This window comes from Pseudomonas sp. MD330_10 (assembly GCF_042610415.1).
Lineage (GTDB): Bacteria > Pseudomonadota > Gammaproteobacteria > Pseudomonadales > Pseudomonadaceae > Aquipseudomonas > Aquipseudomonas rhodesiae.
In genome coordinates, this window is sequence record NZ_JBHGZU010000011.1 from 22798 (window position 1) to 47416 (window position 24619).

Consider the following 24619-nt stretch of genomic DNA (forward strand, 5'->3'; position numbering starts at 1 on the left):
CGATCCTCTCTGAAACCACAGGCGCTTGGCGCAGTTTGTGCTTTGACTTAGAGGTCAACAAATCACGACGCAAAATAGCGTCACAGGGAGCCGGCATGCTGGAAAAGCTGTTTCAACTCAAAGCACACAACACCAACGTGCGCACCGAGATTCTCGCGGGCATCACGACATTCCTGGCCATGGCCTACATCCTGTTCGTGAACCCGAGCATCCTCGGCGAAACCGGCATGGACAAAGGCGCGGTGTTCGTCGCGACCTGCCTGGCGGCCGCCATCGGTTCGACCGTGATGGGCCTGATCGCCAACTACCCGATCGCGCTGGCACCAGGCATGGGCCTCAATGCCTTCTTTACCTACACCGTGGTGCTGCACATGGGCCATACCTGGCAAGTGGCGCTGGGGGCAGTGTTCATTTCGGCGGTGCTGTTCTTTCTGCTGTCGATCTTTCGCATCCGTGAGTGGATCATCAACAGCATCCCTTTGCCGTTGCGTTCGGCGATTGCTGCCGGCATCGGCCTGTTCCTGGCGCTGATCGCCCTGCACAACGCCGGTATCGTAGTCAGCAACCCGGCCACCATGGTTGGCCTGGGCGACTTGAAACAACCGGCGCCGATCCTCGCCACCCTGGGCTTTGCGCTGATCGTCGCGCTGGAAGCCCTGGCCGTGCGCGGTGCGGTGCTGATCGGCATCCTGGCGGTGACCATCGTGTCGATTGTGATGGGCTTCACCCCATTCGGCGGCGTGACCTCGATGCCACCGTCCCTGGCCCCGACCTTCCTGCAGTTGGACATCAAAGGCGCGCTGGATATCGGCCTGGTCAGCGTGATCTTCGCCTTCCTGTTCGTCGACCTGTTCGACAACTCCGGCACCCTGATCGGCGTAGCCAAGCGCGCCGGCCTGATGGGCAAGGACGGCCACATGCCAAAAATGGGCCGTGCACTGATCGCCGACAGCACCGCAGCCATGGCCGGTTCGCTGCTGGGCACCTCGACCACCACCAGCTACATCGAATCCGCCGCAGGCGTGAGCGCCGGTGGCCGTACCGGTTTGACTGCCATCGTAGTGGCGATCCTGTTCCTGCTCGCACTGTTCTTCTCGCCGTTGGCCGCCAGTGTTCCGGCTTTCGCCACCGCGCCGGCGCTGCTGTTCGTCGCCGTACTGATGACCTCCGGCCTGGCTGAAATCGACTGGGACGACATCACTGTGGCAGCGCCGGTGGTGATCACCGCCCTGGCGATGCCCTTTACTTACTCCATCGCCAACGGCATCGCCTTCGGTTTCATCGCCTGGACCGCCATCAAGCTGCTTTCGGGCCGCTACCGTGAGCTGAACCCGGCGCTGGTGATTCTGTCGATTCTGTTCGTGATCAAGCTGGGCTGGTTCAACGCATGACTTTTGACGCCGCACGCTACACCGCTCAACTGCAAGACAAGGTCACGCGCCTGCGTGACCTGCTCGCCCCGTTCGATGCGCCCGAGCCGCAGGTGTTCGACTCGCCGCTGCAGCACTTCCGCCTGCGCGCGGAATTCCGCCTGTGGCGCGAGGGCGGTGAGCGCCACTACGCGATGTTTTCCCAGGACGATAAGCGCACGCCGATCCTGATCGAAGACTTCCCTATCGCCAGCGCTCGCATCAACCAGCTGATGCCCCAACTCAAGGCCGCCTGGCAAGCCAGCGCCGCTCTGAGCCACAAGCTGTTCCAGGTGGAGTTCCTCACCACCCTGGCCGGCGATGCAATGATCACCCTGTGCTATCACCGCCCGCTGGACGAGCACTGGCACGCGGCGGCCAACCAGCTCGCCGCTGACCTGAACGTGAGCATCATCGGCCGCTCCAAGGGCAAACGCGATGTGATCGGCCACGATTACGTGGTGGAGAAACTCGAAGTCGGCGGCCGCACCTTCAGCTATCGTCAACCCGAAGGCGCGTTCACCCAGCCCAACGGCACGGTGAACCAGAAGATGCTCAACTGGGCCTACGAGGCTTTGGGCGATCGCCCGGACGATCTGCTGGAGCTGTATTGCGGCAACGGTAATTTCACCCTGCCCCTGGCCACCCGCGTGCGCAAAGTGCTGGCCACCGAGATCAGCAAGACTTCGGTAAACGCGGCACTGAGCAATCTCGATGAAAACGCGGTGGATAACGTCACCTTGGTGCGCCTGTCCGCCGAAGAACTCACCGAAGCCCTCAACGAAGTGCGCCCGTTCCGCCGTCTGCACGGTATCGATCTGAAAAGCTACGAGTTCGGCAGCGTGTTTGTGGACCCGCCGCGTGCCGGCATGGACCCGGACACCTGCGAATTGACCCGGCGTTTCGACAACATCCTGTACATCTCTTGCAACCCGGAGACCCTGGCGGCCAACATCGCCCAACTGCATGACACCCACCGCATTACCCGGTGTGCGATGTTTGATCAGTTTCCGTGGACGCACCATATGGAATCGGGTGTGTTGCTGACCCGACGCTGAACGTTCCATTGCTCCATGCGCGGCCGCCCGAGCCATTGGCTAAGCGGCCGCGCAGCGTGCTATACCTGCCCTTCCTTGATTAACGGTTCGATAATCGAACACATGCCGCGCTGGCAATTGACCAAATTAACCATCCGGTACATTTTATCTCCACAACCAACAAGAACTGTGGAGATACCCCCTCATGCCGCCCATCGTGCTGGTGCTCAATGGCCCCAATCTCAACCTGCTCGGCACCCGCGAACCCGCCACCTACGGGCATGAAACCCTAGCCGACGTGGCGGCTCTATGCGGCCGCAGCGCCGAGCAACTGGGGCTTAAAATCGAATTCCGCCAAACCAACCACGAAGGCGAGCTGCTCGACTGGATCCACGGCGCCCGTGCGCGCTGCGCCGGTATCGTGATCAACCCTGCCGCCTGGACCCACACGTCGGTGGCAATCCGCGATGCGCTGGTAGCCAGCGAGGTGCCGGTGATCGAAGTGCATTTATCCAATGTGCATACGCGTGAGGCGTTTCGGCATCATTCGTTTGTGTCGCCCATCGCCAAAGCGGTATTGGCCGGTTTTGGCAGCCACGGCTACCACCTGGCCCTGGAACATTTCAGCCATCTGCTCAAAGGACGTGCCTGATGAAACCGCGCATTCTTGCCGGGCTGATTGGCGCTGGCATCCAGGCCTCCCGCACACCCGCTTTGCACGAACAGGAAGGCGATGCCCAGGGCCTACGCTACCTGTACCAACTGATCGACCTTGATCCCTTGGGCCTGGATATCAAGGCCCTGCCCGACCTCCTACGCGCCGCCGAGCTGATGCACTTTACCGGGCTGAACATTACCTACCCGTGCAAGCAGGCGATTCTGCCGCTGCTGGATGAATTGTCCGACGAAGCCCGAGGCATCGGCGCGGTGAATACCGTGGTGTTCAAGGACGGCAAACGCATTGGCCACAACACCGATTGCCTGGGGTTTGCCGAAGGTTTCCGGCGCAACCTCAATGACGTGCCGCGCCAGCGTGTGGTGCAGATGGGTGCCGGCGGTGCAGGCGCGGCAGTGGCGCATGCACTGCTGGCTGAAGGGGTGGAGCAGTTGAGTGTTTTCGATGTGGACGCGATCCGCGCCCGCGACCTTGTGGATAACCTCGCACAGCGTTTCGGCAGCGGCCGCGCTCAAGTCGGCGGCGGCCTGGAAAACGCCATGGCCGAAGCCGATGGCCTGGTCAACACCACGCCGATGGGCATGGCCAAGCTTCCCGGTACACCGGTGCCGGCGGCGCTGTTGCGCGCTCATCTGTGGGTAGCGGAAATCGTCTACTTCCCGCTGGAAACCCAACTGCTACGGGATGCCCGCGCCCTGGGTTGCCGCACGCTGGACGGCGGCAATATGGCGGTGTTCCAGGCGGTGAAAGCATTTGAATTGTTCAGCGGTAAAGTGCCGGATGCGCAACGCATGCTGACGCACTTCAAAAGCATGAATACCTGACTGACAAGACCAGATCACCATGTGGGAGGGGGCTTGCCCCCGATAGCAGTGGTTCAGTCAGCCCAACTGTCACTGACGCATCGCTATCGGGGGCAAGCCCCCTCTCACTTGGTATGCATTCCAACCTGAGGCCTCAGGCTTGCAGGTAGCGCATCACCGAGTCGCAGAGCATATCGCGGTGGCGCTGTTTAACCGCCTCATCCGACAGTTCGATCTGAAAGATCTCACTGAACGTATGGCGGTTGGACACCCGGTAAAAACTGAACGAGTTGATCAGCAGGTGCACATCCAACGGCTCCAGGCCTTCGCGGAACAGGCCCATTTCGGCGCCTCGGCGCAAGGTGGCGCCCAGGGCTTCGAGGATGTTGCTGTTCATGGCCTTGATCGAGTCCGAACGCTTCACATATTCAGCGTTGTGGATATTTTCGATGCTGACGATGCGCACAAAATCCACGTTCTGATCGTGATGATCAAAGGTGAATTCCACCAGCCGACGGATCGCTTCACGGGGCTCCAGCGCCGTGAGGTTCATGCGGGTTTCGGTATTGCGGATATCGCCGTAGAGCTTTTCCAGTACCTCGACGTACAGCTGCTCCTTGCTGCCGAAGTAGTAATAGATCATGCGCTTGGAGGTGTGGATGCGTTCGGCGATGGCGTCTACGCGCGCGCCGGCCAAACCCTGCTGAACAAACTCGACAATGGCTTCTTGCAGTATGTTTTCGCGGGTCTTTTCTGGATTGTTCTTACGACTCTTGCGCGGTGCGTCTGACACTGCGGGGAGTTCGGGACTCGACGTCATGGTGCTCACGGCCATTGTTGTTAGGCAGGCCGCGATTATGGGCCGGGGCGCTCCCCGAAGGAAGCACCCGGCCAGGGTTCACAGCCGCGCCTGGCGCACCGCGCCACTGCGCGACTTGGCCATCGCCGCCAGGCGTACCGCCACATTGGCCGCGCCGTAACCGGCATAGCCGTTTTTGCGCTGGATGATCTCGAAGAAAAACCGTCCTTCGAAGGGCTCGGTGTAGACGTGAAACAACTCACCGCCCTGGGCGTCGCGGTCGTACAACACGTTGTAGTACGCCAGCTCGCTGAGGAACTCGTCATCGAAATCAAAGCGCGCCGCCAGGTCGTCGTAATAATTGAGCGGGATATCCAGCAATGGCACGCCGGCCTCTTTAGCTCTGCGCACCTCGGCGAAAATATCCGCACAGTCGAAGGCAATATGATGCACCCCCGAGCCCCGATAGCTCGATAGCGCGTGGGAGATGGCAGTGTTGCGGTTTTCGGAGATATTCAGCGGCAAGCGAATCGAACTGCAGCGGCTACGCAATGCGCGGCTTTTCACCAGGCCGTAGGGGTCGGGTAGCACCACTTCATCGTCGGCTTCAAAATCCAGCAGGCTCTTGTAGAACAGCACCCAACTGTCGAGGCTGTCGGCCGGCAGGGCGATGGCCATATGGTCGATGCGCAGCAGGCCGCCGCCGCAAGCCGTGGTCGGTTGCAGGTTGAAGTCGGTGTCGTAGAGCCCGCCTTCGCTGGGGTCCACCAGGTAAATCAGACTGCCGTCCGGCGCACGCACCGCCGCCAGCTCCAGCTCGTTCGGCCCGACCAGGCCGCGATAAGGCTGGCCTTTATAAGCCACCGCGCGTTCCAGTGCCTTGGCGCTGTCCTTTACCCGCAGCGCCGTGGCGCACAGCGACGGCCCATGGGCTTCGAAAAAATTGTGGGCGAAGGAATACGGCTCGCAATTGAGGATCAGGTTGATATCGCCCTGGCGCAGCAGGCTGACGGCCTTGGAACGATGCTGCCCAGCCTTGACGAAGCCCAGACGCTCCAACCAGTGGGAGAGCTTGGCGCCGAGGCTTTCATCCACGGCAAATTCGAGGAACTCGATGCCGTCGTACTCGCTGGCGGGCGGCGTTTCGAACAGGATATCCAGCGGTGCGGCCGGCTGTTCCTCGGCCAGGCGCTGACGGGTTTTCTCCTCCAGGTACAACAACGAGCGCAGCCCGTCGGCGGCATTGGCACGGGTCGGCGCGGCACGGAAACCATCGTTGAAGATTTCCAGGGACAGCGGCCCGGTGTACCCACTTTTGATAATCGGCGCCAGAAACCCGGCCAGGTCGAACTCGCCCTGCCCCGGGAAGCAACGGAAATGGCGGCTCCACTCCAGCACATCCATGGCCAGGATCGGCGCATCGGCCATTTGCACGAAGAAGATCTTGTCGCCAGGGATCTGCGCGATGGCGCTCGGGTCGCCCTTGAGTGACAACGTGTGGAAACTGTCGAGCAACACCCCCAGGCTCGGATGATCCACCTGACGCACCAGGTTCCATACCTGCTGCCAGGTGTTCACATGTTTGCCCCAGGCCAGGGCTTCATAGCCGATGCGCAAGCCTCGTCTGCCGGCGTGTTCGGCCAGCAGGCTCAAGTCATCCAGCAGAATGGATTCGTCGCCCACGCAATCGGCCGAGGCATTGCTGCACACCAGCACCAGGTCGGTGCCCAGCTCCTGCATCAGATCGAACTTGCGCTCTGCCCGCTCCAGATTGCGCGCCAGGCGGTCGCGGCGGCAGCCTTCAAAGTCGCGAAACGGCTGGAACAAGGTGATAGCGATGCCCAGGTCGGCGCACATCTGCCGCACTTCCCGCGGGCTGCCGTCGTAATACAACAGGTCATTCTCGAAGATTTCCACCCCATCGAACCCGGCGGCGGCAATGGCTTCGAGCTTTTCCGGCAGGGTGCCGCTCAAGGAAACGGTGGCGATGGAACGTTGCATGGAAAACTCCCGGCAATGGTTGTTTATGGCAAATTATTCGCCCCCAGCCTAACGGCAGCAATTAAAATGTACGAACCGGTTAGTTTTTCGGGCGATTATCGAACACTATGCCCTTCTGGCGAATTGACGATTTTTTTAACCGCTGCGCACCATCGATCAGGCAACAAACGTTCACAAAAGACCCAGATCACACCATAAAAATTTCAAAAAACGGGTACGACCTCATGCCTCTGCAAAACTCCGTCCTGGCCGAGCGCCCAGGCATGCCGCATGCCGGCATCGGCAGCAAGATCCGCGGCGCCCTGGCCGTGGGTAAAACCCGCTGGGGCATGCTGGCCCTGGTGTTCTTCGCCACCACGCTGAACTACATCGACCGCGCCGCCCTGGGCGTGATGCAGCCGATCCTAGCAAAGGAAATGAGCTGGACGGCGATGGACTACGCCAACATCAACTTCTGGTTCCAAGTCGGCTACGCCATCGGGTTTGTGCTGCAGGGTCGCTTGATCGACCGAGTTGGCGTCAAGCGCGTGTTCTTCTTCGCGGTATTGCTGTGGAGCCTGGCCACCGGCGCCCACGGCCTGGCCACCTCCGCCGTAGGCTTTATGGTCTGCCGCTTTATCCTCGGCCTGACCGAAGCCGCCAACTACCCGGCCTGCGTCAAGACCACCCGCCTGTGGTTCCCCGCTGGCGAGCGGGCCGTGGCGACCGGCATCTTCAACGCCGGCACCAACGTCGGCGCGATGATGACGCCGATGTTGCTGCCGCTGATCTTGCATGTATGGGGCTGGCAGGCGGCGTTCCTGTGCATGTCGGCACTGGGCGGCATCTGGCTGGTGTGCTGGGGCCTGAAGTACTACAACCCCGAAGATCATCCGACGGTTAAACAATCCGAATTGGACTACGTGCAACAAGAACCCGAACCGGAACAACCGCGCGTGCCCTTCAGCCGTATCCTGCGCATGCGTGGCACCTGGGCCTTTGCCCTGGCCTATTCGCTGACCGCGCCGGTGTTCTGGTTCTACCTGTACTGGCTGCCACCGTTTTTGAACCAGCAATACAACCTGGGCATCAACGTGACGCAGATGGGCATCCCGCTGATCATCATTTATCTGACAGCCGACTTCGGCAGTGTGGGTGGGGGGATTCTTTCCTCGTTCTTGATCGGCCGGGGGATGAACTCGATCAAGGCACGGTTGCTGTCGATGCTGCTGTTTGCCTGCTGCATCGTCGGCGTGATCATGGCGGCCGGCTCCAGCCAGCTGTGGGTGGCGGTGTTTGCCATCTCCCTGGCCATCGGCGCGCATCAGGCCTGGACCGCGAATATCTGGAGCCTGGTGATGGACTACACGCCCAAGCACATGATGAGCACGGTGTTCGGCTTTGGCGGCATGTGCGCGGCCATCGGCGGCATGTTCATGACCCAGATCGTCGGCCATATCCTGACCGTGACTAACAACAACTACACCGTGTTGTTCACCCTGATCCCGGCGATGTACTTCATCGCGCTGACCTGGATGTACTTCATGGCGCCGCGCAAGATTCCCAAAGTCGACGTTTGACTCACCGCCGCCGCTGCTGCCAGGCAGCGGCCAACCCGCTCATGCAGATCACCCCGATGCCGACCACCGTGGTCATATCGGGGGTATGGGCAAACACCAGCCAGCCCAGTAAACCCGCGAAGACGATCTGGCAATAGCCGAACGGCGCCAGCAAGGCCGGCGCCGCAAAGCGGAACGCCTGGGTCAGCATCAAGTGCGCAGTCATGCCACAGGTGCCCAAGGCCAGCATCATCACGCCGTGCCACAGGGTCGGCACCTGCCAGAAGAACGGCACCAGCGCACTCATCACCAAGGTATTGCACAGCCCGGCGAAAAAGTTGCTGGTGGTGGGGGTGTCGTATTGGCTGAGGATGCGCGTCAGCAACTGGTAAAAGCAGAAGAACATCGCCGAACACAACGGCAGCAGCACCGCCGGCGTGAACAGTTCGCCACCGGGGTGGATGATCACCACCACGCCGATAAACCCGCAGATCACCGCCAGCCATTGGCCGCGTGTCACATGCTCACCCAGCAGCGGCACGGAGAGCGCCGTCACCAGAATCGGTGCGAGGAAGTTCACCGCAGTGGCTTCGGCCAGTGGGATGTAATGCAGCGCAGTGGTAAAGAACAGGCTGGTACCCAACAGACACAACGCGCGTACCACCTGCATCCCCGGCCGTTTGCTGCGCAGCACGCGCAACCCCGATTGCGGCAGGAAGATCCCGGCCATCAGCACCGTGTGCACCACATAGCGTGCCCACACCACCATAACAATCGGGTAGAACCCGGCGAGGTATTTGGACAGCGCGTCGTGGCTGGAAAACAGAAAAGTCGCCACCACAATCAGCAGGATGCCTTTGAAAGGATGGTTGACGCCGGACAGCGGGGTACTGACAGTCATGGAATTCTCTTGCGTGGCGGGCTTAACGCTGAGCACTGAACGAGGCCGCGCTCAACCCGGTAATCTAGCAGGCGGGCCGCAGCCTGCCCCGAGAGCATAACCAAACACCGGGCGAACAGCGCACTAAATCATGGGAATCGAGTCCAAGCCTGCACGTCGCCTTCCCGTTGCACATTTTTTAATCAAGGCTTTGCCGCTATGAAAAAAACTCTCTTTGTTCTCTCCACCCTCGCCTTGCTCGCCGCCTGTAACCAGGAGGCCAAGCAAGCGCCGAAACCCGCGCCCGCGTCGGTGCAAGCGACCCTGGTTCCGCCAACCCCACCAACCGATCAGTGGGTGGGCAAATGGGTCGGCGTCGAAGGCCTGCACCTGACCATCGCCAAGGACGACAGCATCGGCCGCGGTCATTACATCCTCACCATGCAATACGGCCTCGACGCCGATGACAGCGGCACCTTCAAGGGTGAAGCGGCCGAAGACGGGATCGCCTTCAACCGTCCGGACGGCCCGCAACTGCTGCGCGCCGGTGATGGCGCGGCGACCGGCCTCAAATGGCTGGCGGACAAGAAAGACTGCCTGGTTGTGGTGACCGGCGAAGGGTATTGCCGCGATTAACGGCCATACTCATCTCAATATTTTGTAGGACCGTTCATCAAGAGGATTGCCCCATGCTATGGAAAAAAGGCCGACGCAGCGACAACGTGGTGGATGCCCGCAATGACAGTGGCGGTGGCGGCGGGATGCGCTTCGGCGGCGGCAAGGGCCTGAGCCTCACGGCCATTGTGCTGATTGTCGGTATCGGCTGGTTGACCGGCCAGGACCCGATGCAAATCCTCGGCCAGTTGACCGGTCAGATGGAGCAGGCGCCGTCGGTCAGCACCCAGACGCGCCAGGCGCCACCGGCCAACGATGAGCAGGCCGATTTCGTCCGCGCAGTGCTGGGCGACACCGAGGACACCTGGGGCCAGGTGTTCAAGGAGAATGGCAAAACCTACCAGAACCCCAAGCTGATTCTGTTCCGTGGCCGGGTCAATTCCGCCTGCGGTGGCGCCACTTCGGCGAGCGGTCCGTTTTATTGCCCGGCTGACCAGCAGGTGTACCTGGACCTGGACTTCTTCCGAGAAATGTCCCAACGCTTCCAGGCCGCTGGCGACTTCGCTCAGGCTTACGTGATCGCCCACGAAGTCGGGCACCACGTGCAGACCTTGCTCGGCATCTCGGCGAAGATCCAGGCCGCGCGCCAGCAAGGCCTGCAAATGCAGGGCGACGGAGGGCTGTTGGTGCGTCAGGAACTGCAAGCCGACTGCTTTGCCGGCGTGTGGGCCAACCGCGCACAAAAACGCCTGAACTGGCTGGAACCGGGGGACATCGAAGAAGCCCTGAACGCAGCCAACGCCATCGGCGATGACCGTTTGCAGCAGCAAGGCCAGGGTCGCGTGGTGCCGGATTCGTTCACCCATGGCACCTCCGCGCAGCGGGTGCGCTGGTTCAAGGCCGGCTTCGCCCAAGGCCAGATCAGCCAGTGCGACACCTTTAACGCCAAGAGCCTGTAAATGCATAAACGATCAGGATTGCTGCTGGGTATGTGCCTGGCCTGCTCTACCGCCGGGGCCGTCGAGCATGGGGTCAAGGTAGTCAGCCCTGAGCGTTTCCAGCTGGAGGCCGGCGCCTTAAGCCTGGGTGTAAGCCAGGACTGGGGCCAGCCGCTGCCCCATGTCACCCGCGTGCTGATCGTCGTGCACGGTCGCCTGCGCAATGCGCAGACCTACCTGCACAGTGCCGAAGCCGCCGCCGAACAGGCGGGCCAGGCCGATACGACGCTGGTAATCGCCCCGCAGTTTCTCAACGAGGCCGATGCGCAGCGCAATCACTTGGACAACAGGGTGCTGCGCTGGAAAGGCAATGAGTGGATGGCCGGCGAACCGTCCACGGGCGCAGATCGCGTCAGTTCCTACGGCGCGCTGGACCAACTGATCGAGCATCTGGGGGATCGCCGGTTGTTTCCGGCACTCCAGGACATCGTGGTCGCCGGTCATTCCGGCGGCGGCCAAGTGGTGCAGCGCTTTGCCCTTCTCGGTCATGACCATCCGGCCTTGCATCACGAAGGCATCCGCCTGCGTTATGTGGTGGCCAATCCATCGTCCTACGCCTACTTCAGCCCGCAACGGCCCGTGCCGTTCGACGCGGCGACCTGCCCCGGTTTCGACGACTGGAAATACGGCCTGCAAAAACTGCCGACCTACGCCAACGGCCAAAACGCCGCGCAACTTGAGCAAACCTACGTGTCACGCACCATCACGTATCTGCTCGGCCAACAAGACACCAACCCCAACCACCCCGCGCTGGATAAAGGCTGCGAGGCCGAGGCCCAGGGCGCCTATCGGCTGATTCGCGGGCACAACTATTTTGACTACCTCCAGCAACGCCATCCGCAGCTGCGCCAAGAACTGGTGGAAGTGCCAGGGGTGGGGCATAACGGCGATGGCATGCTCAGATCACCCGAAGGCCAGAAAGTACTGTTTCCCCAGCTTTAACTGAACAAACCGGCCCAACCTGTGGGAAGGAACTAGCACCCGATAGCCATAGGTACCCACACAACCCTCAAAGGCTGAAATAACTCTGTGGTGAACTCGGCTGTTTGTAGTGAGCTGGGCTTGTTGTGGTGAGCTGGGCTTAATGTGGTGACCTGAGCTTATTGTGGTGACCTGGCCTTGCTTTGGTGACCGGGCTTGTTGTGGTGAGCGGGCTTGCCCCGCGCTGGGTTGCGAAGCAGCCCCATTCCAGGCGATGTGGTTTCAACTGACACTCCGAGGTGCCTGACTTTGGGGCCGCTTCGCAGCCCAGCGCGGGGCAAGCCCGCTAACCACAAGAGCCGCAGCTACTGAGGTGTGTTTCACTGAAGATAGGTATAGACACATGCCCCGATAGCGCTGGGTCAGTCAACCCAGCTGTTACTGACTCACCGTTGTGGTGACCTGGCCTTGTTGTGGTGAGCGGGCTTGCCCCGCGCTGGGCTGCGAAGCAGCCCCATTCCAGGCGATGTGGTTTCAACTGACACTCCGAGGTGCCTGAGTTTGGAGCCGCTTCGCAGCCCAGCGCGGCGGGGCAAGCCCGCTCACCACAAGAGCCTCATCTACTGAGGTGACGGTTCACTGAAGGTGGGTAGGGAGCCATGCCCGTTAGCAGTGGGTCAGTCAGCCCAGCTATTGCTGACTCACCGTTGTGGTGACCTGGGCTTGCTGTGGTGAGCGGGCTTGCCCCGCGCTGGGTTGCGAAGCAGCCACAATCCAGGCGATGTGGTTTCAACTGACACTCCGAGGTGCCTGAGTTTGGGGCCGCTTCGCAGCCCAGCGCGGGACAAGCCCGCTCACCACAAGAGCCTCATCTTCTGAGGTGATGGTTCACTGAAGGTGGGTAGGGAGCCATGCCTCGATAGCGCTGGGTCAGTCAGCCCAGCTGTTGCTGACTCACCGTTGTGGTGACCTGGCCTTGCTGTGGTGAGCGGGCTTGCCCCGCGCTGGGCTGCGAAGCAGCCCCATTCCAGGCGATGCGGTTTCAACTGACACTCCGAGGTGCCTGAGTTTGGGGCCGCTTCGCAGCCCAGCGCGGGGCAAGCCCGCTCACCACAAGAGCCGCAGCTACTGAGGTGATGGTTCACTGAAGGTGGGTAGGGAGCCATGCCCCGTTAGCAGTGGGTCAGTCAACCCAGCTGTTGCTGACTTACCGTCATCGGGGCAGGTCGAATCGGCACATCGCCCCTCCCACCTTTGATAGTCATTGCCTGGGCTGGATCATCCGGTGCAGTGCCGCGCAGTCTGCGGCATGCCAGTCCGTCAACTCGGGCCACGGGTTCTCCGGCAGGTTTACCAGCACGGTCCGCGTTCCCGCCGCACGGCCGCAATCGAGGTCGAAGCGGTAATCCCCAACCATCACCATCTCTTCCGGCGCTACCTGCCATGCCGCTGCCAGCTTCAGCAGGCCCCCCGGTTCCGGTTTGGGCGGTGCGTCTTCGCGGCCCAGCACATCGTCGGCGGCGAAGCAGTCGGCCAGGCCGATGGCCTGCAACGTAACGTGGGCCAGTTCCCGTGCGTTGCGGGTCAGGATGCCCAGGCGATAACCGCGCGCAGCCAACTCGCGCACCAGTTCCACCGCACCGTCCGCTGCCACCGAGCCCAGCGCCAGTTCACGCTCATGCTCCAGTAACCAGGCATGTTTGGTCGCCGCCACCTCGGCGGGCAATGCCGCCAGGTGGGTGAGGATGTCGTCCTCGGGTGGAATCTCCAGGGCCACGCGGATGGCGGCGAAATCATGCACAGCCACCGTGAGGGTGCCGTCCATATCGAAGACCCAGTGCTTAACGTCCGTCAGGCTCATGCCCAATCCTTGCGATGGCGGATCAGCCCTTCCTGGGTTACCGACGCCACCAACTGCCCGGCGCGGTTGAACACGCTACCACGGGAGAAGCCTCGGGAGTTGCCGGCCCACGGGCTATCCATGGCGTAGAGCAGCCAATCGTCGGCGCGCAGATCGGCGTGGAACCACAGCGCGTGGTCGAGGCTGGCGACCTGCATGTCTTTCTGCCACACGGTCTTGCCGTGGGGCAGCAACGAGGTGGTCAACAGGCCGAAGTCCGACGCGTAGGCCAGCAGGTATTTATGCAGCGCCGGCGCATCGGCCAGGGCGCCGTCGGCACGAAACCACACGTACTTGACCGGGTCGGACGGCTGCGGGTTGTAGGGATCTTTTTCAGTGACGGGGCGCACTTCGATCGGCTTGGCGCACAGCAGTTTGTCGCGCATGGGCTCGGGGATCAGGTGCGCACGCTGGCGCGTCAGCTCCAGCTCCGATGGCAGGTTTTCCGGGCCCACCACTACGGGCATGGTGCTCTGGTGCTCGAAGCCTGCTTCGTCGTACTGGAACGAGGCGCTGCATGTAAAAATCGGCTGCCCCTTCTGGATTGCCGTAACCCGGCGCGTACTGAAGCTGCCGCCGTCGCGCACGCGGTCCACCGAGTACACCACCGGCAACCCCGCATCGCCGGGGCGCAGGAAGTAACCGTGCAGGGAGTGCACATGCCGCGCTTCTTCGACGGTCTGGCTGGCCGCCGACAACGACTGGCCGAGCACCTGGCCACCGAACAACTGGCGAAAACCCAGGTCCTGGCTGCGGCCGCGAAAGAGGTTTTCCTCAATCGGCTCCAGCGTCAGCAGGTCCACCAGATCTTCCAATACTTGGCTCATTGAGCAACTCCTAAAAACGATAGGGCATTCCGGGCTGCTTATCCGTGCAGCGTGTCCAACCATTGGGCGCGGGTGATGCGGTACAAAACATGATGACGCAGCGGGTCGTCGGCCGCGACTTTGGGGTGCTCGAAATCGGCTTGCGGATCGTAATGCATACCGATGGCCTGCATGACTTTTTGTGAAGGCAGATTGGCCTCAGTGGTGAAGGCGACGATTTCATCCAATTGCAATCGATCGAAGCCACACCGCAGCGCAGTCCAGGCCGCTTCACTGGCGTAGCCCAGGCCCCAGTGCTCGCGCGCCAAACGCCAGCCAATCTCCACCGCCGGGGTGAAGCCGGTTTCAAAGCTGACGTTCTGCAACCCGGTGAGGCCAATAAACTCGCCAGTGTCCTTGCGCTGCAAGGCCCAGAAACCGAAGCCGTATTCGGCGAAATGCCCACGGATGCGCCCGATCAACGCGGCGCTTTCCAGATGGCTCAGCCGGGCCGGAAAATAGCGCATCACCTGAGGGTCGTCGCACATACTCGCAAACGCCTTGAGGTCTTTGTCGCGCCACTGGCGCAGCACCAGCCGCGCGCTTTCCAATTCCAGTATCGGCTCCATGGGGCCCCCTCCCTTGCCATGTGCGTGAGTGTACAGCGCTGTTAAGATCCGTCGCAGGTTCCCGTCAGAAAATTCCATGCCATTGCCACTGATTTACCACGATGACTACAGCCCCGAGTTCCCGGCAGACCACCGGTTCCCGATGGATAAATTCCGCCTGCTGCGCGACCACCTGGTGGCCAGCGGCCTGACCGAAGACCACCAACTGCTGCGCCCGTCATTGTGCCCGCCGCAGATTCTGGCCCTGGCCCATGAACCTGGGTATATCGAACGCTACATGAGCGGCGAGTTGTCCCGCGAAGACCAACGGCGCCTCGGCCTGCCCTGGAGCGAAGCCCTGGCCCGGCGCACGGTGCGCGCGGTCGGCGGCTCGATTCTGACCGCCGAAAAAGCCCTGGAACACGGCCTGGCCTGCCACTTGGCGGGCGGCACCCACCATGCCCATTACGATTACCCGGCTGGCTTTTGCATTTTCAATGACCTGGCGGTGATCAGCCGTTACCTGCTGGAAAGCGGCCGGGTCAACCGCGTGCTGATATTCGACTGCGACGTGCACCAGGGCGACGGCACTGCACGCATCCTGCACGACACACCGGAAGCGATCACCGTGTCGCTGCACTGCGAAAAAAACTTCCCGGCACGCAAGGCCCATAGCGACTGGGACATCCCGTTGCCCATGGGCATGGGCGATGCCGACTACCTCAAGGTGGTCGATGACGCCCTCAACTACCTGCTGCCGTTGTATCAGCCCGACCTGGTGCTGTACGACGCCGGCGTGGATGTGCATAAGGACGACGCCCTCGGTTACCTCAAGCTGACAGACCAGGGCCTGGCCGACCGCGATGAACGCGTGATGCGTCACTGCCTGGGCCGTGACATTCCGGTGATGGGCGTGATCGGCGGCGGCTACAGCAAAGACCGCGCCGCTCTGGCCCACCGGCACGGCATCCTGCACCACAGTGCGCAGCGGGTATGGACGTCATCAGGCTGTCATTGAACCGTGGGCCGTTACCCACAATGCCTGTGGAACGGCCTGTGGATAACTTGAGCGTAAGCGTCTACGAGCCAGTAGCTGTATAGCGTGTAGGAAGCTGTACATTTTTTGATCAGGCAACGCTGCGGCGCTCGGGTAGAATGCTCGGCTTATTTCCGCGACCGTAGCCTCTGCCCATGTCCGACCTTTCTGCTCATCACGTCACCATTATCGGCGGCGGCCCTGCCGGCTTGATGGCCGCCGAAGTCCTGAGCCTGGCGGGCGTGCGGGTCGATCTGTACGACGGCATGCCATCGGTGGGGCGCAAATTCCTGCTGGCCGGCGTGGGCGGCATGAACATCACCCATTCCGAAGCGTACCCGGCATTTATCGCCCGCTACGCCGAGCGCGCGCCGCAGATGGCGCCGTTACTGCGAGGGTTTGGCGCCGACGACTTGTGCAACTGGATACACGGCCTGGGCATCCAGACGTTTGTCGGCACCTCCGGCCGCGTGTTTCCCACCGACATGAAAGCCGCCCCGCTGCTGCGCGCCTGGCTCAAGCGTCTGCGCGAACAAGGCGTGGTTATCCACACCCGGCATCGCTGGACCGGCTGGACTGCCGAGGGCGATTTACTTATCCACAGCCCGGACGGCGATAAAACCCTGCGCAGCGACGCGGTGTTGCTGGCCCTGGGCGGCGGCAGTTGGTCGCGCCTGGGCTCCGACGGCGCATGGCTCAAGCTGCTGGAAGATCGGGGCGTACCCTACGTGCCTCTGCAACCGAGCAACTGTGGCTTTGAAGTGTCGGCCTGGAGCGATTTGATGGTCAGCAAATTCGCCGGCGCGCCGTTGAAAAACGTCGCCATCGGCTTGGGGGACGACAAACCGCGGCTGGGCGAATGCGTAATCACCGCCACCGGCATCGAAGGCAGCCTGATCTACGCACTGTCGGCGCCGATTCGGGAAGCGATCAACCGCGACGGCGCGGCCACCGTGCATATCGATTTGCTGCCGAGCAAGGCGCTGGATAAGGTCCAGGCCGCCCTGGCCAAGCCGCGCGGTTCACGCTCGATAAGCAAGCATTTGCACAGTCAGCTGGGGCTGGATGGCGTGAAAGCCGCGCTGCTGCGCGAGTTGACGCCAGCCGAGCATTTCCAGGATCCCGCGCAATTGGCGGTGGATATCAAGGCGTTGCCACTGACGCTGGTGAAAACCCGGCCCATGGATGAAGCGATCAGCACAGCCGGCGGCGTGCCGTTCGAAGCACTGGACGAACGCTTGATGCTTAAGCAATTGCCGGGGGTGTTTTGTGCCGGTGAGATGCTGGATTGGGAGGCGCCGACGGGCGGGTATTTGCTGACGGGGTGCTTTGCCAGTGGTCGGGCAGCTGGGCGGGGCGTGTTGGAATGGCTTAATCGTTGAGATGTGTGGTGGGTTTGAAACCCCATCGGGGGCAAGCCCCCTCCCACAATTTGACTGTATTCACAAATCAAAAATGTGGGAGGGGGCTTGCCCCCGATAAGGCCATCAGCCACACCAAAAAATCACTTCTTCTTACGCGGCCCGGTATTGAATACCGGCACCTTACGCACCGGCTTGATCGAAGGCTCCGACGGTGCGACATCACCACTGTCCACCCACTTGCCCAAATTGCGCTTGCCGCCACCACCGGACGCCTTGGGCTTCTTCGGTTTTTTCGGCTTCTTCACCACCTGACCGCTGGCGTCGGTTTCGGGCACGCGGTGCTCCGGCTCGAACTCCGGCTCGGTTTTGCGCGTGAGGGTCTGACGGGTCAGCATCTCGATGGCCGACAGCATGTTCACTTCATCGGCGCACACCAGGGAAATCGCCTCGCCGGTGTTGCCTGCGCGGCCGGTGCGGCCGATGCGGTGGATGTAGTCCTCGGCCACGATCGGCAAGTCGAAGTTGACCACCAGCGGCAGGTCTTCGATGTCCAGGCCACGGGCCGCCACATCGGTGGCCACCAGAATCTGCACATCGCTGGACTTGAAGCGGTCCAGCGCGCGTTGGCGCGTAGCCTGGGGTTTGTCGCCATGGATGCCATCGGCGTTCACGCCCAGGCCCTGCAACTTGTCCACCAGTGCGTCCACGCCGTTGCGGGTCTTGGCAAACACCAGCACCTGCTTCCAGCGGCCTTTGCGCATCAGGTGCACAAACAGCTCCGGCTTGCGCTTCTTGTCCACCGGCACCACCCACTGCTTGACGGTGTTGGCCGCCACGTTGCGCGGGCTGACTTCGATGCTCAGCGGGTCGTTAAGCATTTGCCCGGCCAGCAGGCGGATATCATCGGAGAAGGTCGCCGAGAACAGCAGGGTCTGGCGCTTCTTCGGCAGCATGCGGTAGATGTTCGCCAGTTCTTCGGAGAAGCCCAGGTCGAGCATGCGGTCGGCCTCATCCAGCACCAGGGTTTGCAACTGGTTGAGTTTCAGCGCGTTCTGGCGGAACAGGTCGATCAGGCGGCCCGGTGTGGCGACCAGGATGTCGACGCCCTTGCGCAGCTTCATCATTTGCGGGTTGATGCTCACGCCGCCGTACACCGCATAGGTGGTCAGCGGCAGGTGTTGCGCATATTCGGCGACGCTGGCGTGAACCTGCTCGGCCAGCTCGCGGGTCGGGCACAGGATCAGGGCGCGCGCCGAGTTAGCGGCGACTTTCGGCCCTTCCATGGTCAGCAATTGCAGCAACGGCACGGCGAAGCCGGCGGTCTTGCCGGTGCCGGTCTGGGCGGCGGCCATCAGGTCGCGACCGGCCAGCACCGCCGGAATGGCTTGCGCCTGCACCGGCGTCGGGGTCTGGTAGCCGAGCGTCTCAAGGGCGCGCAGCAAGGGTTCGATCAGGCCAAGGGTGGCGAAAGTCATGTAGTTACCGTAGGAAAAATCAACGCAAGGTCGCAATGCGCGGCAGTTTACCTTATTTCCGGCTTGGGCTTGCGCCACTGGGGCAGGCTGATCAACAGCACCGCGCTGATAATCACCAGCATCGCCAAGGCTTCTTCCAGGCCGATGCTCTCACCGACGAACACAATCCCCAGCAACACCGCCACCGCCGGGTTGACGTAGGCGTAACTGGTCGCCGCCGCCGGGCGTACGTGCTTGAGCAGGTACATGTAGGCGTTGAACGCGATGATCGAGCCGAACACGGTCAGGTAGGCCAGGGCCAGCCAGCCTTCCAGCGGCGGCAGGGCTTGCAGGTGTTCGCCGGACAGCGCACTGCCGAGCAGCAGCGCTACACCGGCCACCAGCATTTCCGCGGCACTGGCCATGGCGCCCTGGGGCAATGGCAACTGCCGGCTCCACACCGAACCGAACGCCCACGAAGCCGCCGCAAACAGCAACAACGCGGCCCCTATCGGACTCGATTGCAGGGTGCTGCCCATGTTGAGCATGGCGATGCCGACGATCCCCAGGATCACCCCGGCCCATTCCAGCCGCGTATTGCGCGCGCCCCAGAAGTACCCGCACAGCAGGGTGAACAGCGGCACCGTCGCCACCGCCAGCGCCGCCACCCCGGACGACACGCCGGTGTGCTCGGCCACGCTGACGCCGCCATTGCCGAAGGTGAGCAGCAAAATGCCGATCATCCCGGCGGCTTTCCATTGCTTCCAAGTCGGCGCCGGCACCCCACGCCATCTGAGGTAGCCATACATCAACGCCCCCGCCGTGCAAAACCGAATCCCCGCTAGCAACAGCGGCGGCCAATATTCGACGCCGATGCGGATCACCAGGTAGGTGGAACCCCAGATCACATATAAGGCAAAGAAGGCAGCGATCAACGGTAAGGGAAAGCGACGTGGGCCAGGCATGGGGCGGCTCTATGACGGAAACGGGAGGCTTATTCTAGAAAGGCAGGCGGATAAAAATAAGTTACAAAACCTGTTTAAACGGCCCATACACTTTTCAAAACAGGGTTATGGGGGCTATAAGCTTTGTTTTCGAAAGCAACCGGTGATTGGAGCCTTTCTATGGACAAATACGACCGCATGCTCCTCAACGCCCTGCTTGAAGACGGCCGCGCGTCCTACGCACAACTGGCGCGCATCGTTAACCTCTCCGCCCCCGCCGTGGCCGAACGCGTGGCCAAGCTGGAGGCCAGCGGGGTAATCACCGGCTATCAGGCCAAGGTGGACCTGTCCAAAGTGGGCTTACCGATTCAATGCGTGATTGAACTGCGCCTGACCCACCACGGTAATCAAAAGGTCTACGACGCCCTCGCCGAAATCCCCGAACTGACCGAGTGCCACCGCGTCACCGGCGACCCCTGCGTGATCATGCAGGCGGCGGTGGGGTCGATGCAGGAGCTGGAAAACTTGATCAACCGGATTGCAAAGTTTGGCTTCAGCAAGACCTCGATCATCCTATCGAGCGCGATAGAACGGCGAGTGCCGTTGGGGCAGTTGGAGGGCAACGGGAAAACGCTTGGCTGATAGATCGCCATCGGGGGCAAGCCCCCTCCCACAGTTTTGACCGCGTTGACTGCGCAATCCGAAGGTAAACACAGATCCAATGTGGGAGGGGGCTTGCCCCCGATAGCGGTAGACCGGTCAGCTAATCCGTGACTGACACACCACAATCGGGGCAAGCCCTCTCCCACATTTCCAGCGGAGTTGTTCTGTCAGAACCCGCGATGTTTCTTCAGGTGCTCATTGATCTTCGCCGCCGGCACTTTCTGCAAGGTGCATAGCAGGTCGTGGGACAGTTCGCGCAAGCCGTGAGTCCCGCGCAACTCCTTGGCCAAATGCGCCGTCAGGTTGGCGGCCATTTCCGCGTCCGCCAATGCCCGGTGAGCCTTGCCGGTATGAGGCAGTTGAGCGAAAGCATTCAAGGTGCCGAGCTTATGGTTGGGGGCCGAGGGCATCAGGCGGCGGGCCAGTAGCAGGGAGCAGGCGAATTTCTGCAGGCGGGTGCGGCGGATCAGGCCCAGTTCGAAGTCCCAGAACTTCTGGTCGAACGCGGCGTTGTGCGCCAGCAGCGGCGTGGTGCCGACGAACTCGTTGACTTCGTTCATCACCCGCTCGGCCGGTGGCGCGCTGCGCAACATGGCGTTGCTGATGCCGGTCAGTTGTTCGATAAAGCCCGGCACGCGCACGCCAGCATTCATCAGGCTCTGGTAGCGGTCGACGATCTGCCCACGCTCAAGGATGACCACGGCGATTTCCGTGGCCCGGCAATGGCTGCTCGGGGTGATGCCGGTGGTTTCAAAGTCGATGACCGCTATACGTTCCAAACCTGTTCCTACTCCGTCAAAACAACTATTTGAGCAGCAACGCGCCTTCGATCGGCACGTAGCGGCTGGCGGCGCGTATCAATGAATTGGCCGTGAGCCCCGGTACGCCATAAGCCACGGCTTCAACGCCATGTTTGTGGATGATGCGTTCGAGCAGCATGTCGAAATCGCCGTCGCCGGAGGCCAGCACCACTTCGTCGACGTGGTCGGCGGCGTCCATGATGTCGAGGGTGATGCCCACGTCCCAGTCGCCCTTGGCCGAGCCGTCGCTGCGCTGGATATACGGCTTGAGCTTTACCGTGAACCCCAGGTTGCGCAGGATCTGCTGGAACTGCTGCTGCTTGCTGTCGCCCCGGTCGATGGCATAGGCGTACGCCTCGACGATCTGCCCGCGCGAGCTGATATCAGCCCACAGGGCGGCGTAATTGAAGTGGCAGCCATAAGCCTGGCGCACGGTGTAATAGAGGTTTTGTACATCGGCGAACACTGCAATTTTCTTCACCGCACTTCCCCATGACAGCCATTTGGACCCGGCATACGGGGGTCCGCAAAGGCGCCAGTATGCCAGCCAGCGGGAAGTTTCCGGGAAAAATCAGACCGGGGCGCTATGCCGCCCCGGTCTGGCTATGTTCAGACGAAGGAATCGTCGTCGCCGAAGGAGGAAGAATCGTCGGAATAATCGCTGTCGGCAAAGCTGTCGGCATTGTTGCTGCCCCAGCTGTCATTGCCGGCGTATTTCTGGTCATCGCTGCCCCAACCGCCTTGATCGCTGGCCGGCGCCGGTTGTTCGATGATTTCCTCCACCACCTGCGGTTGCGAGTTGTGATGGAACAGGCTGCTGATGCCCTCGGCCAGTAACACACCACCGGCCACGCCGGCGGCGGTTTTCATGGCGCCGCCAAGGAAGCCGCTGCCCATGGGCGCGGCAGGCGCTTGGGGTGGTTGCTGATAGTTCTGTTGTGGCGCGGGCTGGCTAAAGGAAGGCCGCGCCGGTTCGCGCCAACCGCCGCCCGTGGAGGCCGGAGCGCTCTGGGTCGGTTGTGCGTCGCGGGAGCCGCCGCCAAAGATGCTCGACAGGAAACCGCCACCGCTGGAGGCCGCAGGTTGCGCGGATTTGGCACGCTGCAACTCTTCCTGCAACTGCTGGATCTGCTGCGCCTGTTGCTTGTTCTGCGCGTCGAGGCTCTGGAGTGCGTGTTCCTGCACCAGAATCGACTGGGTCATGTAGTACCCGGCGGCCGGTTGGCGAGTCATGTGCTCCTTGATCCGCGCTTCGGCCTGGGCGTCGCGGGGGGCTGAGTCCGTTTCGGCTTGCTGCAACCGTGAAAACAGTCCATCGATCAGGGTTTGCTCTTCGCTGTTCATGGCGACCTCGTTAGATTGCCGGTAGAAATCATGGTCCTGACCTTGATCAGGCCAGGTGCGTGCTAGTTATGGGGCTGTTACCAATTGTTTCAATGGTCTTTACTCAAGGTTTACGTTTGCGCCCCTGCGATGCTGATCGGTTAAAGTGTCGCCCTTGTTTACAGGCCTGCGATGAACCTGATGAATCCGTTAGACGTACTGCGCGACTCCTTCCGTTTTACCCAGCGCAATCTGGGCGCCATCGTTCAGTTGTGCCTGCCCTTGGTGATTCTTGAAGCGGTGCTGCAACAAGTGCTCGACCATACGCTGGGGGCGGATGCCTTCCCCGGTTACAGCGTGGTGGTGGGGCTGCTGGTGTACCCGTTGTACACCGGCGCCCTGATCCTGTTCCTCGATGCCCGCACCCGTGGCGAGGCGCCGCGTACCCGCGATGTGTGGGCGATGGCGCTGACCCTGTGGCCGCGTTTCGCGCTGCTGACGGCGATGAGTACGCTGCTGATTCTGCTGGGGCTGTCACTGTATTTTCTGCCGGGGCTGTGGCTGATGGTGGTGCTGGCGTTCGCCGAATACCTGTTGGTGCTGCGCGACATGCCGGCACTGGAGGCGATGAAGGAAAGTTTTCGTCTGACGCGCGGCCACTTCTGGCGCATCCTGGTGTGCCTGCTGTGTGTGATGACGCCGCTGTGGCTGCTCAAGGGCGTAAGCGTCGCGGCGTATCCCGAACCCGCGCCATTGCTGGGGGTATTGATCGACAGCGCCCACAGCTTCCTGCAATTGTTCACCAGTGTGGTGCTGTTCCGTTTATTCATGCTGATCGGTGGCGACGCCGACGCACGGTGATATGCTCCCCGCCACTCCTGACACGCCATAAGCCGAGCCGATGACCCGTTTATTGCGCATCACCTTGCTGGGCCTGTTGTTGATCGCGGGCCTGTTGACCGCGTTGATCTACAACCTGACCTGGCGCCCCGAGCCCAAGCAGACCCTGCCCGTCAGCTGCGTGGCGCCACGTGCGCCGACCCTGTTGCCCGGGCAGGCGCTCAAAGTGATGACGTGGAACGTGCAATACCTGGCCGGCAAGAACTACGTGTTCTGGTATGACACCACCGACGGCAGCGGCCCGGACGAGCGCCCCACCGTAGAAGACATGGCCGCCAGCCTCGACGAAGTGGCGCGGGTGATCCGCGACGAACAACCCGACATCCTGCTGTTGCAGGAACTCTACGAAAACGCCAAGCCCTCCCATTACCAGGATCAACTCGCGTTGCTGCAAGAGCGCTTGGTGGACCTCTACCCGTGCAGCGCCCAGACGTTCGACTGGAAGGCCGATTTCGTGCCCGACCGGCATATCTTCGGCAGCGTCGGCCGCAAGCTCGCCACCCTCAGCCGCTACCAGATCGAACACGCCGAGCGCCTGCAACTGCCGGCGCCCGATGCCGGCTTGATCAGCCGCCAGTTCCAGCCCAAGCCGGCTCTGCTGCTGACGTATTTACCCCTAAGCGACGGCGGCCAACTGGCGGTACTGAACACGCGCCTTAGCGCCGACATGCCGGGACGCAGCGTCGCACAGGAACAGGTGCAGGCCACGGTCAAGCTGCTGGATAAATTCGAGGGGCGTGGCACGCCGTGGTTGATCGGCGGCGATTTCAACCTGCTGCCGCTGGGGCAATTCCTGCGCCTGGACGCCAGCAAACGCGGGCAATATTCGCCGGACAGCGAACTGCATCTGCTGTGGGATAAATACCCGATGATCCCCAGCAACAGCCAGTCCAGCGGCATTGACCGCGAGAAGTGGCTGACCTACTTCCCCAATGACCCAAGCATCGATGGCCCGGATCGCACCGTCGATTACCTGTTCTACAGCCCTCGTATCAAGCGGGTGGAGGCCAAGGTGCGGCAGGAGGATACGTTGCGCATTTCCAACCATTTGCCGGTGATTGCCCGCTTCCTGCTGCCCGCCGCGCAATAACTGTGGGAGGGGGCTTGCCCCCGATGGCGGTATGTCAGTCAGCTCTCTAACTGG

At 61.8% G+C, this 24619-nt stretch carries 24 protein-coding genes; 13 read left to right on the forward strand and 11 right to left on the reverse strand.

Features of this window, described 5'->3' with window-relative positions; genetic code table 11:
* The first annotated feature begins 95 nt into the window (after positions 1–95).
* The 4 genes from ACFZPT_RS17840 (at position 96) to ACFZPT_RS17855 (ending at position 3946) form a co-directional block, all read left to right on the forward strand.
* Positions 96–1391 (forward strand): NCS2 family permease, encoded by a 1296-nt coding sequence (locus ACFZPT_RS17840; protein WP_034100857.1) that lies wholly within the window; start codon positions 96–98, stop codon positions 1389–1391.
* Positions 1388–2467 (forward strand): tRNA (uridine(54)-C5)-methyltransferase TrmA, encoded by a 1080-nt coding sequence (gene trmA / locus ACFZPT_RS17845; protein ID WP_034100858.1) that lies wholly within the window; start codon positions 1388–1390, stop codon positions 2465–2467. The genes ACFZPT_RS17840 and trmA overlap by 4 nt, the downstream gene beginning before the upstream one ends.
* Positions 2468–2651: 184 nt before the next feature.
* Positions 2652–3098, forward strand: coding sequence for a type II 3-dehydroquinate dehydratase (gene aroQ / locus ACFZPT_RS17850; RefSeq protein WP_034100859.1), 447 nt, complete (start codon positions 2652–2654; stop codon positions 3096–3098).
* The gene (locus ACFZPT_RS17855) at positions 3098–3946 is read left to right on the forward strand and encodes a shikimate dehydrogenase (RefSeq protein WP_034100860.1); all 849 of its coding nucleotides are present in this window, start codon (positions 3098–3100) and stop codon (positions 3944–3946) included. Before aroQ ends, ACFZPT_RS17855 begins: the two co-directional genes overlap by 1 nt.
* A 133-nt stretch (positions 3947–4079) precedes the next feature.
* Here ACFZPT_RS17855 and ACFZPT_RS17860 read toward each other — a convergent pair whose 3' ends face one another.
* Together ACFZPT_RS17860 and quiC are read right to left on the reverse strand one after the other, a co-directional pair.
* Complete coding sequence (locus ACFZPT_RS17860; protein WP_034100949.1) at positions 4080–4745, reverse strand: TetR/AcrR family transcriptional regulator; 666 nt, start codon at positions 4743–4745, stop codon at positions 4080–4082.
* Between the two features lie 78 nt (positions 4746–4823).
* Positions 4824–6725: a 3-dehydroshikimate dehydratase QuiC gene (gene quiC / locus ACFZPT_RS17865; protein ID WP_034115181.1), complete on the reverse strand. Its 1902-nt coding sequence runs from the start codon at positions 6723–6725 to the stop codon at positions 4824–4826.
* Positions 6726–6949: 224 nt separating this feature from the next.
* Here quiC and ACFZPT_RS17870 point away from each other — a divergent pair, with 224 nt between their 5' ends.
* Positions 6950–8284 (forward strand): MFS transporter, encoded by a 1335-nt coding sequence (locus tag ACFZPT_RS17870; RefSeq protein ID WP_034100862.1) that lies wholly within the window; start codon positions 6950–6952, stop codon positions 8282–8284.
* Position 8285: 1 nt separating this feature from the next.
* On the opposite strand, the gene ACFZPT_RS17875 is transcribed toward ACFZPT_RS17870, so the two are convergent.
* Positions 8286–9164 carry a DMT family transporter gene (locus tag ACFZPT_RS17875; RefSeq protein ID WP_034100863.1) on the reverse strand — a complete coding sequence of 293 codons (879 nt, stop codon included), beginning with the start codon at positions 9162–9164 and terminating at the stop codon, positions 8286–8288.
* Between the two features lie 198 nt (positions 9165–9362).
* On the opposite strand from ACFZPT_RS17875, the gene ACFZPT_RS17880 reads away from it, so the two are divergent.
* The 3 genes from ACFZPT_RS17880 to ACFZPT_RS17890 are packed head-to-tail and all read left to right on the forward strand — an operon-like array spanning position 9363 to position 11698.
* Positions 9363–9779 (forward strand): membrane lipoprotein lipid attachment site-containing protein, encoded by a 417-nt coding sequence (locus tag ACFZPT_RS17880; protein WP_034100864.1) that lies wholly within the window; start codon positions 9363–9365, stop codon positions 9777–9779.
* A gap of 53 nt (positions 9780–9832) precedes the next feature.
* Positions 9833–10717, forward strand: coding sequence for a neutral zinc metallopeptidase (locus ACFZPT_RS17885; protein ID WP_034100865.1), 885 nt, complete (start codon positions 9833–9835; stop codon positions 10715–10717).
* Positions 10718–11698: a hypothetical protein gene (locus ACFZPT_RS17890; RefSeq protein ID WP_034115182.1), complete on the forward strand. Its 981-nt coding sequence runs from the start codon at positions 10718–10720 to the stop codon at positions 11696–11698. It begins immediately after the preceding gene.
* Positions 11699–12938: 1240 nt separating this feature from the next.
* On the opposite strand, the gene ACFZPT_RS17895 is transcribed toward ACFZPT_RS17890, so the two are convergent.
* From ACFZPT_RS17895 to ACFZPT_RS17905, 3 genes are read right to left on the reverse strand one after another with little or no spacing between them, the layout of a single operon-like run.
* Positions 12939–13538: an HAD family hydrolase gene (locus ACFZPT_RS17895; protein ID WP_034115183.1), complete on the reverse strand. Its 600-nt coding sequence runs from the start codon at positions 13536–13538 to the stop codon at positions 12939–12941.
* Entirely contained in the window at positions 13535–14404 is an 870-nt protein-coding gene (gene tesB / locus ACFZPT_RS17900) for an acyl-CoA thioesterase II (protein WP_034100868.1), read from the reverse strand. The genes ACFZPT_RS17895 and tesB overlap by 4 nt, the downstream gene beginning before the upstream one ends.
* A 38-nt stretch (positions 14405–14442) precedes the next feature.
* On the reverse strand, positions 14443–15012 hold the full coding sequence (locus ACFZPT_RS17905; protein WP_034100869.1) for a GNAT family N-acetyltransferase: 570 nt from the start codon (positions 15010–15012) through the stop codon (positions 14443–14445).
* 76 nt (positions 15013–15088) lie between these two features.
* Between ACFZPT_RS17905 and ACFZPT_RS17910 the strand changes: the two genes are divergently transcribed.
* Both ACFZPT_RS17910 and ACFZPT_RS17915 read left to right on the forward strand, forming a co-directional pair.
* Positions 15089–16009: a histone deacetylase gene (locus ACFZPT_RS17910; RefSeq protein WP_034115184.1), complete on the forward strand. Its 921-nt coding sequence runs from the start codon at positions 15089–15091 to the stop codon at positions 16007–16009.
* A 173-nt stretch (positions 16010–16182) separates the two neighbouring features.
* Positions 16183–17409 (forward strand): TIGR03862 family flavoprotein, encoded by a 1227-nt coding sequence (locus ACFZPT_RS17915; protein ID WP_034100871.1) that lies wholly within the window; start codon positions 16183–16185, stop codon positions 17407–17409.
* 122 nt (positions 17410–17531) lie between these two features.
* Here the strand turns inward: ACFZPT_RS17915 and ACFZPT_RS17920 are convergent, their stop codons facing one another.
* Both ACFZPT_RS17920 and yedA read right to left on the reverse strand, forming a co-directional pair.
* Complete coding sequence (locus ACFZPT_RS17920) at positions 17532–18866, reverse strand: DEAD/DEAH box helicase (RefSeq protein WP_034100872.1); 1335 nt, start codon at positions 18864–18866, stop codon at positions 17532–17534.
* 47 nt (positions 18867–18913) lie between these two features.
* Positions 18914–19810, reverse strand: a complete 897-nt coding sequence (gene yedA, locus ACFZPT_RS17925; protein WP_034100873.1) for a drug/metabolite exporter YedA — start codon at positions 19808–19810, stop codon at positions 18914–18916.
* A 159-nt stretch (positions 19811–19969) separates the two neighbouring features.
* Between yedA and ACFZPT_RS17930 the strand changes: the two genes are divergently transcribed.
* Entirely contained in the window at positions 19970–20431 is a 462-nt protein-coding gene (locus ACFZPT_RS17930) for an Lrp/AsnC family transcriptional regulator (protein ID WP_034100874.1), read from the forward strand.
* A gap of 188 nt (positions 20432–20619) precedes the next feature.
* Here ACFZPT_RS17930 and ACFZPT_RS17935 read toward each other — a convergent pair whose 3' ends face one another.
* The 3 genes from ACFZPT_RS17935 to ACFZPT_RS17945 all read right to left on the reverse strand — a co-directional run bounded on the left by ACFZPT_RS17935 (position 20620) and on the right by ACFZPT_RS17945 (position 22596).
* Positions 20620–21231, reverse strand: a complete 612-nt coding sequence (locus ACFZPT_RS17935) for a PolC-type DNA polymerase III (protein ID WP_034100875.1) — start codon at positions 21229–21231, stop codon at positions 20620–20622.
* Between the two features lie 25 nt (positions 21232–21256).
* Entirely contained in the window at positions 21257–21733 is a 477-nt protein-coding gene (locus tag ACFZPT_RS17940) for an NYN domain-containing protein (RefSeq protein WP_034100876.1), read from the reverse strand.
* Positions 21734–21861: 128 nt separating this feature from the next.
* The gene (locus ACFZPT_RS17945) at positions 21862–22596 is read right to left on the reverse strand and encodes a DUF2076 domain-containing protein (RefSeq protein WP_034115185.1); all 735 of its coding nucleotides are present in this window, start codon (positions 22594–22596) and stop codon (positions 21862–21864) included.
* 180 nt (positions 22597–22776) lie between these two features.
* Here ACFZPT_RS17945 and ACFZPT_RS17950 point away from each other — a divergent pair, with 180 nt between their 5' ends.
* Together ACFZPT_RS17950 and ACFZPT_RS17955 are read left to right on the forward strand one after the other, a co-directional pair.
* The gene (locus tag ACFZPT_RS17950; protein ID WP_034100950.1) at positions 22777–23436 is read left to right on the forward strand and encodes a YciC family protein; all 660 of its coding nucleotides are present in this window, start codon (positions 22777–22779) and stop codon (positions 23434–23436) included.
* A gap of 40 nt (positions 23437–23476) precedes the next feature.
* The gene (locus tag ACFZPT_RS17955) at positions 23477–24565 is read left to right on the forward strand and encodes an endonuclease/exonuclease/phosphatase family protein (RefSeq protein WP_379555494.1); all 1089 of its coding nucleotides are present in this window, start codon (positions 23477–23479) and stop codon (positions 24563–24565) included.
* Positions 24566–24619: the final 54 nt, after the last annotated feature.

Coding starts and splice junctions, on each gene's coding strand:
- ACFZPT_RS17840 (WP_034100857.1), top strand. CDS start 96: ATGCTGGAAAAGCTGTTTCAACTCAAAGCACACAACACCAACGTGCGC.
- trmA (WP_034100858.1), top strand. CDS start 1,388: ATGACTTTTGACGCCGCACGCTACACCGCTCAACTGCAAGACAAGGTC.
- aroQ (WP_034100859.1), top strand. CDS start 2,652: ATGCCGCCCATCGTGCTGGTGCTCAATGGCCCCAATCTCAACCTGCTC.
- ACFZPT_RS17855 (WP_034100860.1), top strand. CDS start 3,098: ATGAAACCGCGCATTCTTGCCGGGCTGATTGGCGCTGGCATCCAGGCC.
- ACFZPT_RS17860 (WP_034100949.1), bottom strand. CDS start 4,745: ATGACGTCGAGTCCCGAACTCCCCGCAGTGTCAGACGCACCGCGCAAG.
- quiC (WP_034115181.1), bottom strand. CDS start 6,725: ATGCAACGTTCCATCGCCACCGTTTCCTTGAGCGGCACCCTGCCGGAA.
- ACFZPT_RS17870 (WP_034100862.1), top strand. CDS start 6,950: ATGCCTCTGCAAAACTCCGTCCTGGCCGAGCGCCCAGGCATGCCGCAT.
- ACFZPT_RS17875 (WP_034100863.1), bottom strand. CDS start 9,164: ATGACTGTCAGTACCCCGCTGTCCGGCGTCAACCATCCTTTCAAAGGC.
- ACFZPT_RS17880 (WP_034100864.1), top strand. CDS start 9,363: ATGAAAAAAACTCTCTTTGTTCTCTCCACCCTCGCCTTGCTCGCCGCC.
- ACFZPT_RS17885 (WP_034100865.1), top strand. CDS start 9,833: ATGCTATGGAAAAAAGGCCGACGCAGCGACAACGTGGTGGATGCCCGC.
- ACFZPT_RS17890 (WP_034115182.1), top strand. CDS start 10,718: ATGCATAAACGATCAGGATTGCTGCTGGGTATGTGCCTGGCCTGCTCT.
- ACFZPT_RS17895 (WP_034115183.1), bottom strand. CDS start 13,538: ATGAGCCTGACGGACGTTAAGCACTGGGTCTTCGATATGGACGGCACC.
- tesB (WP_034100868.1), bottom strand. CDS start 14,404: ATGAGCCAAGTATTGGAAGATCTGGTGGACCTGCTGACGCTGGAGCCG.
- ACFZPT_RS17905 (WP_034100869.1), bottom strand. CDS start 15,012: ATGGAGCCGATACTGGAATTGGAAAGCGCGCGGCTGGTGCTGCGCCAG.
- ACFZPT_RS17910 (WP_034115184.1), top strand. CDS start 15,089: ATGCCATTGCCACTGATTTACCACGATGACTACAGCCCCGAGTTCCCG.
- ACFZPT_RS17915 (WP_034100871.1), top strand. CDS start 16,183: ATGTCCGACCTTTCTGCTCATCACGTCACCATTATCGGCGGCGGCCCT.
- ACFZPT_RS17920 (WP_034100872.1), bottom strand. CDS start 18,866: ATGACTTTCGCCACCCTTGGCCTGATCGAACCCTTGCTGCGCGCCCTT.
- yedA (WP_034100873.1), bottom strand. CDS start 19,810: ATGCCTGGCCCACGTCGCTTTCCCTTACCGTTGATCGCTGCCTTCTTT.
- ACFZPT_RS17930 (WP_034100874.1), top strand. CDS start 19,970: ATGGACAAATACGACCGCATGCTCCTCAACGCCCTGCTTGAAGACGGC.
- ACFZPT_RS17945 (WP_034115185.1), bottom strand. CDS start 22,596: ATGAACAGCGAAGAGCAAACCCTGATCGATGGACTGTTTTCACGGTTG.
- ACFZPT_RS17950 (WP_034100950.1), top strand. CDS start 22,777: ATGAATCCGTTAGACGTACTGCGCGACTCCTTCCGTTTTACCCAGCGC.
- ACFZPT_RS17955 (WP_379555494.1), top strand. CDS start 23,477: ATGACCCGTTTATTGCGCATCACCTTGCTGGGCCTGTTGTTGATCGCG.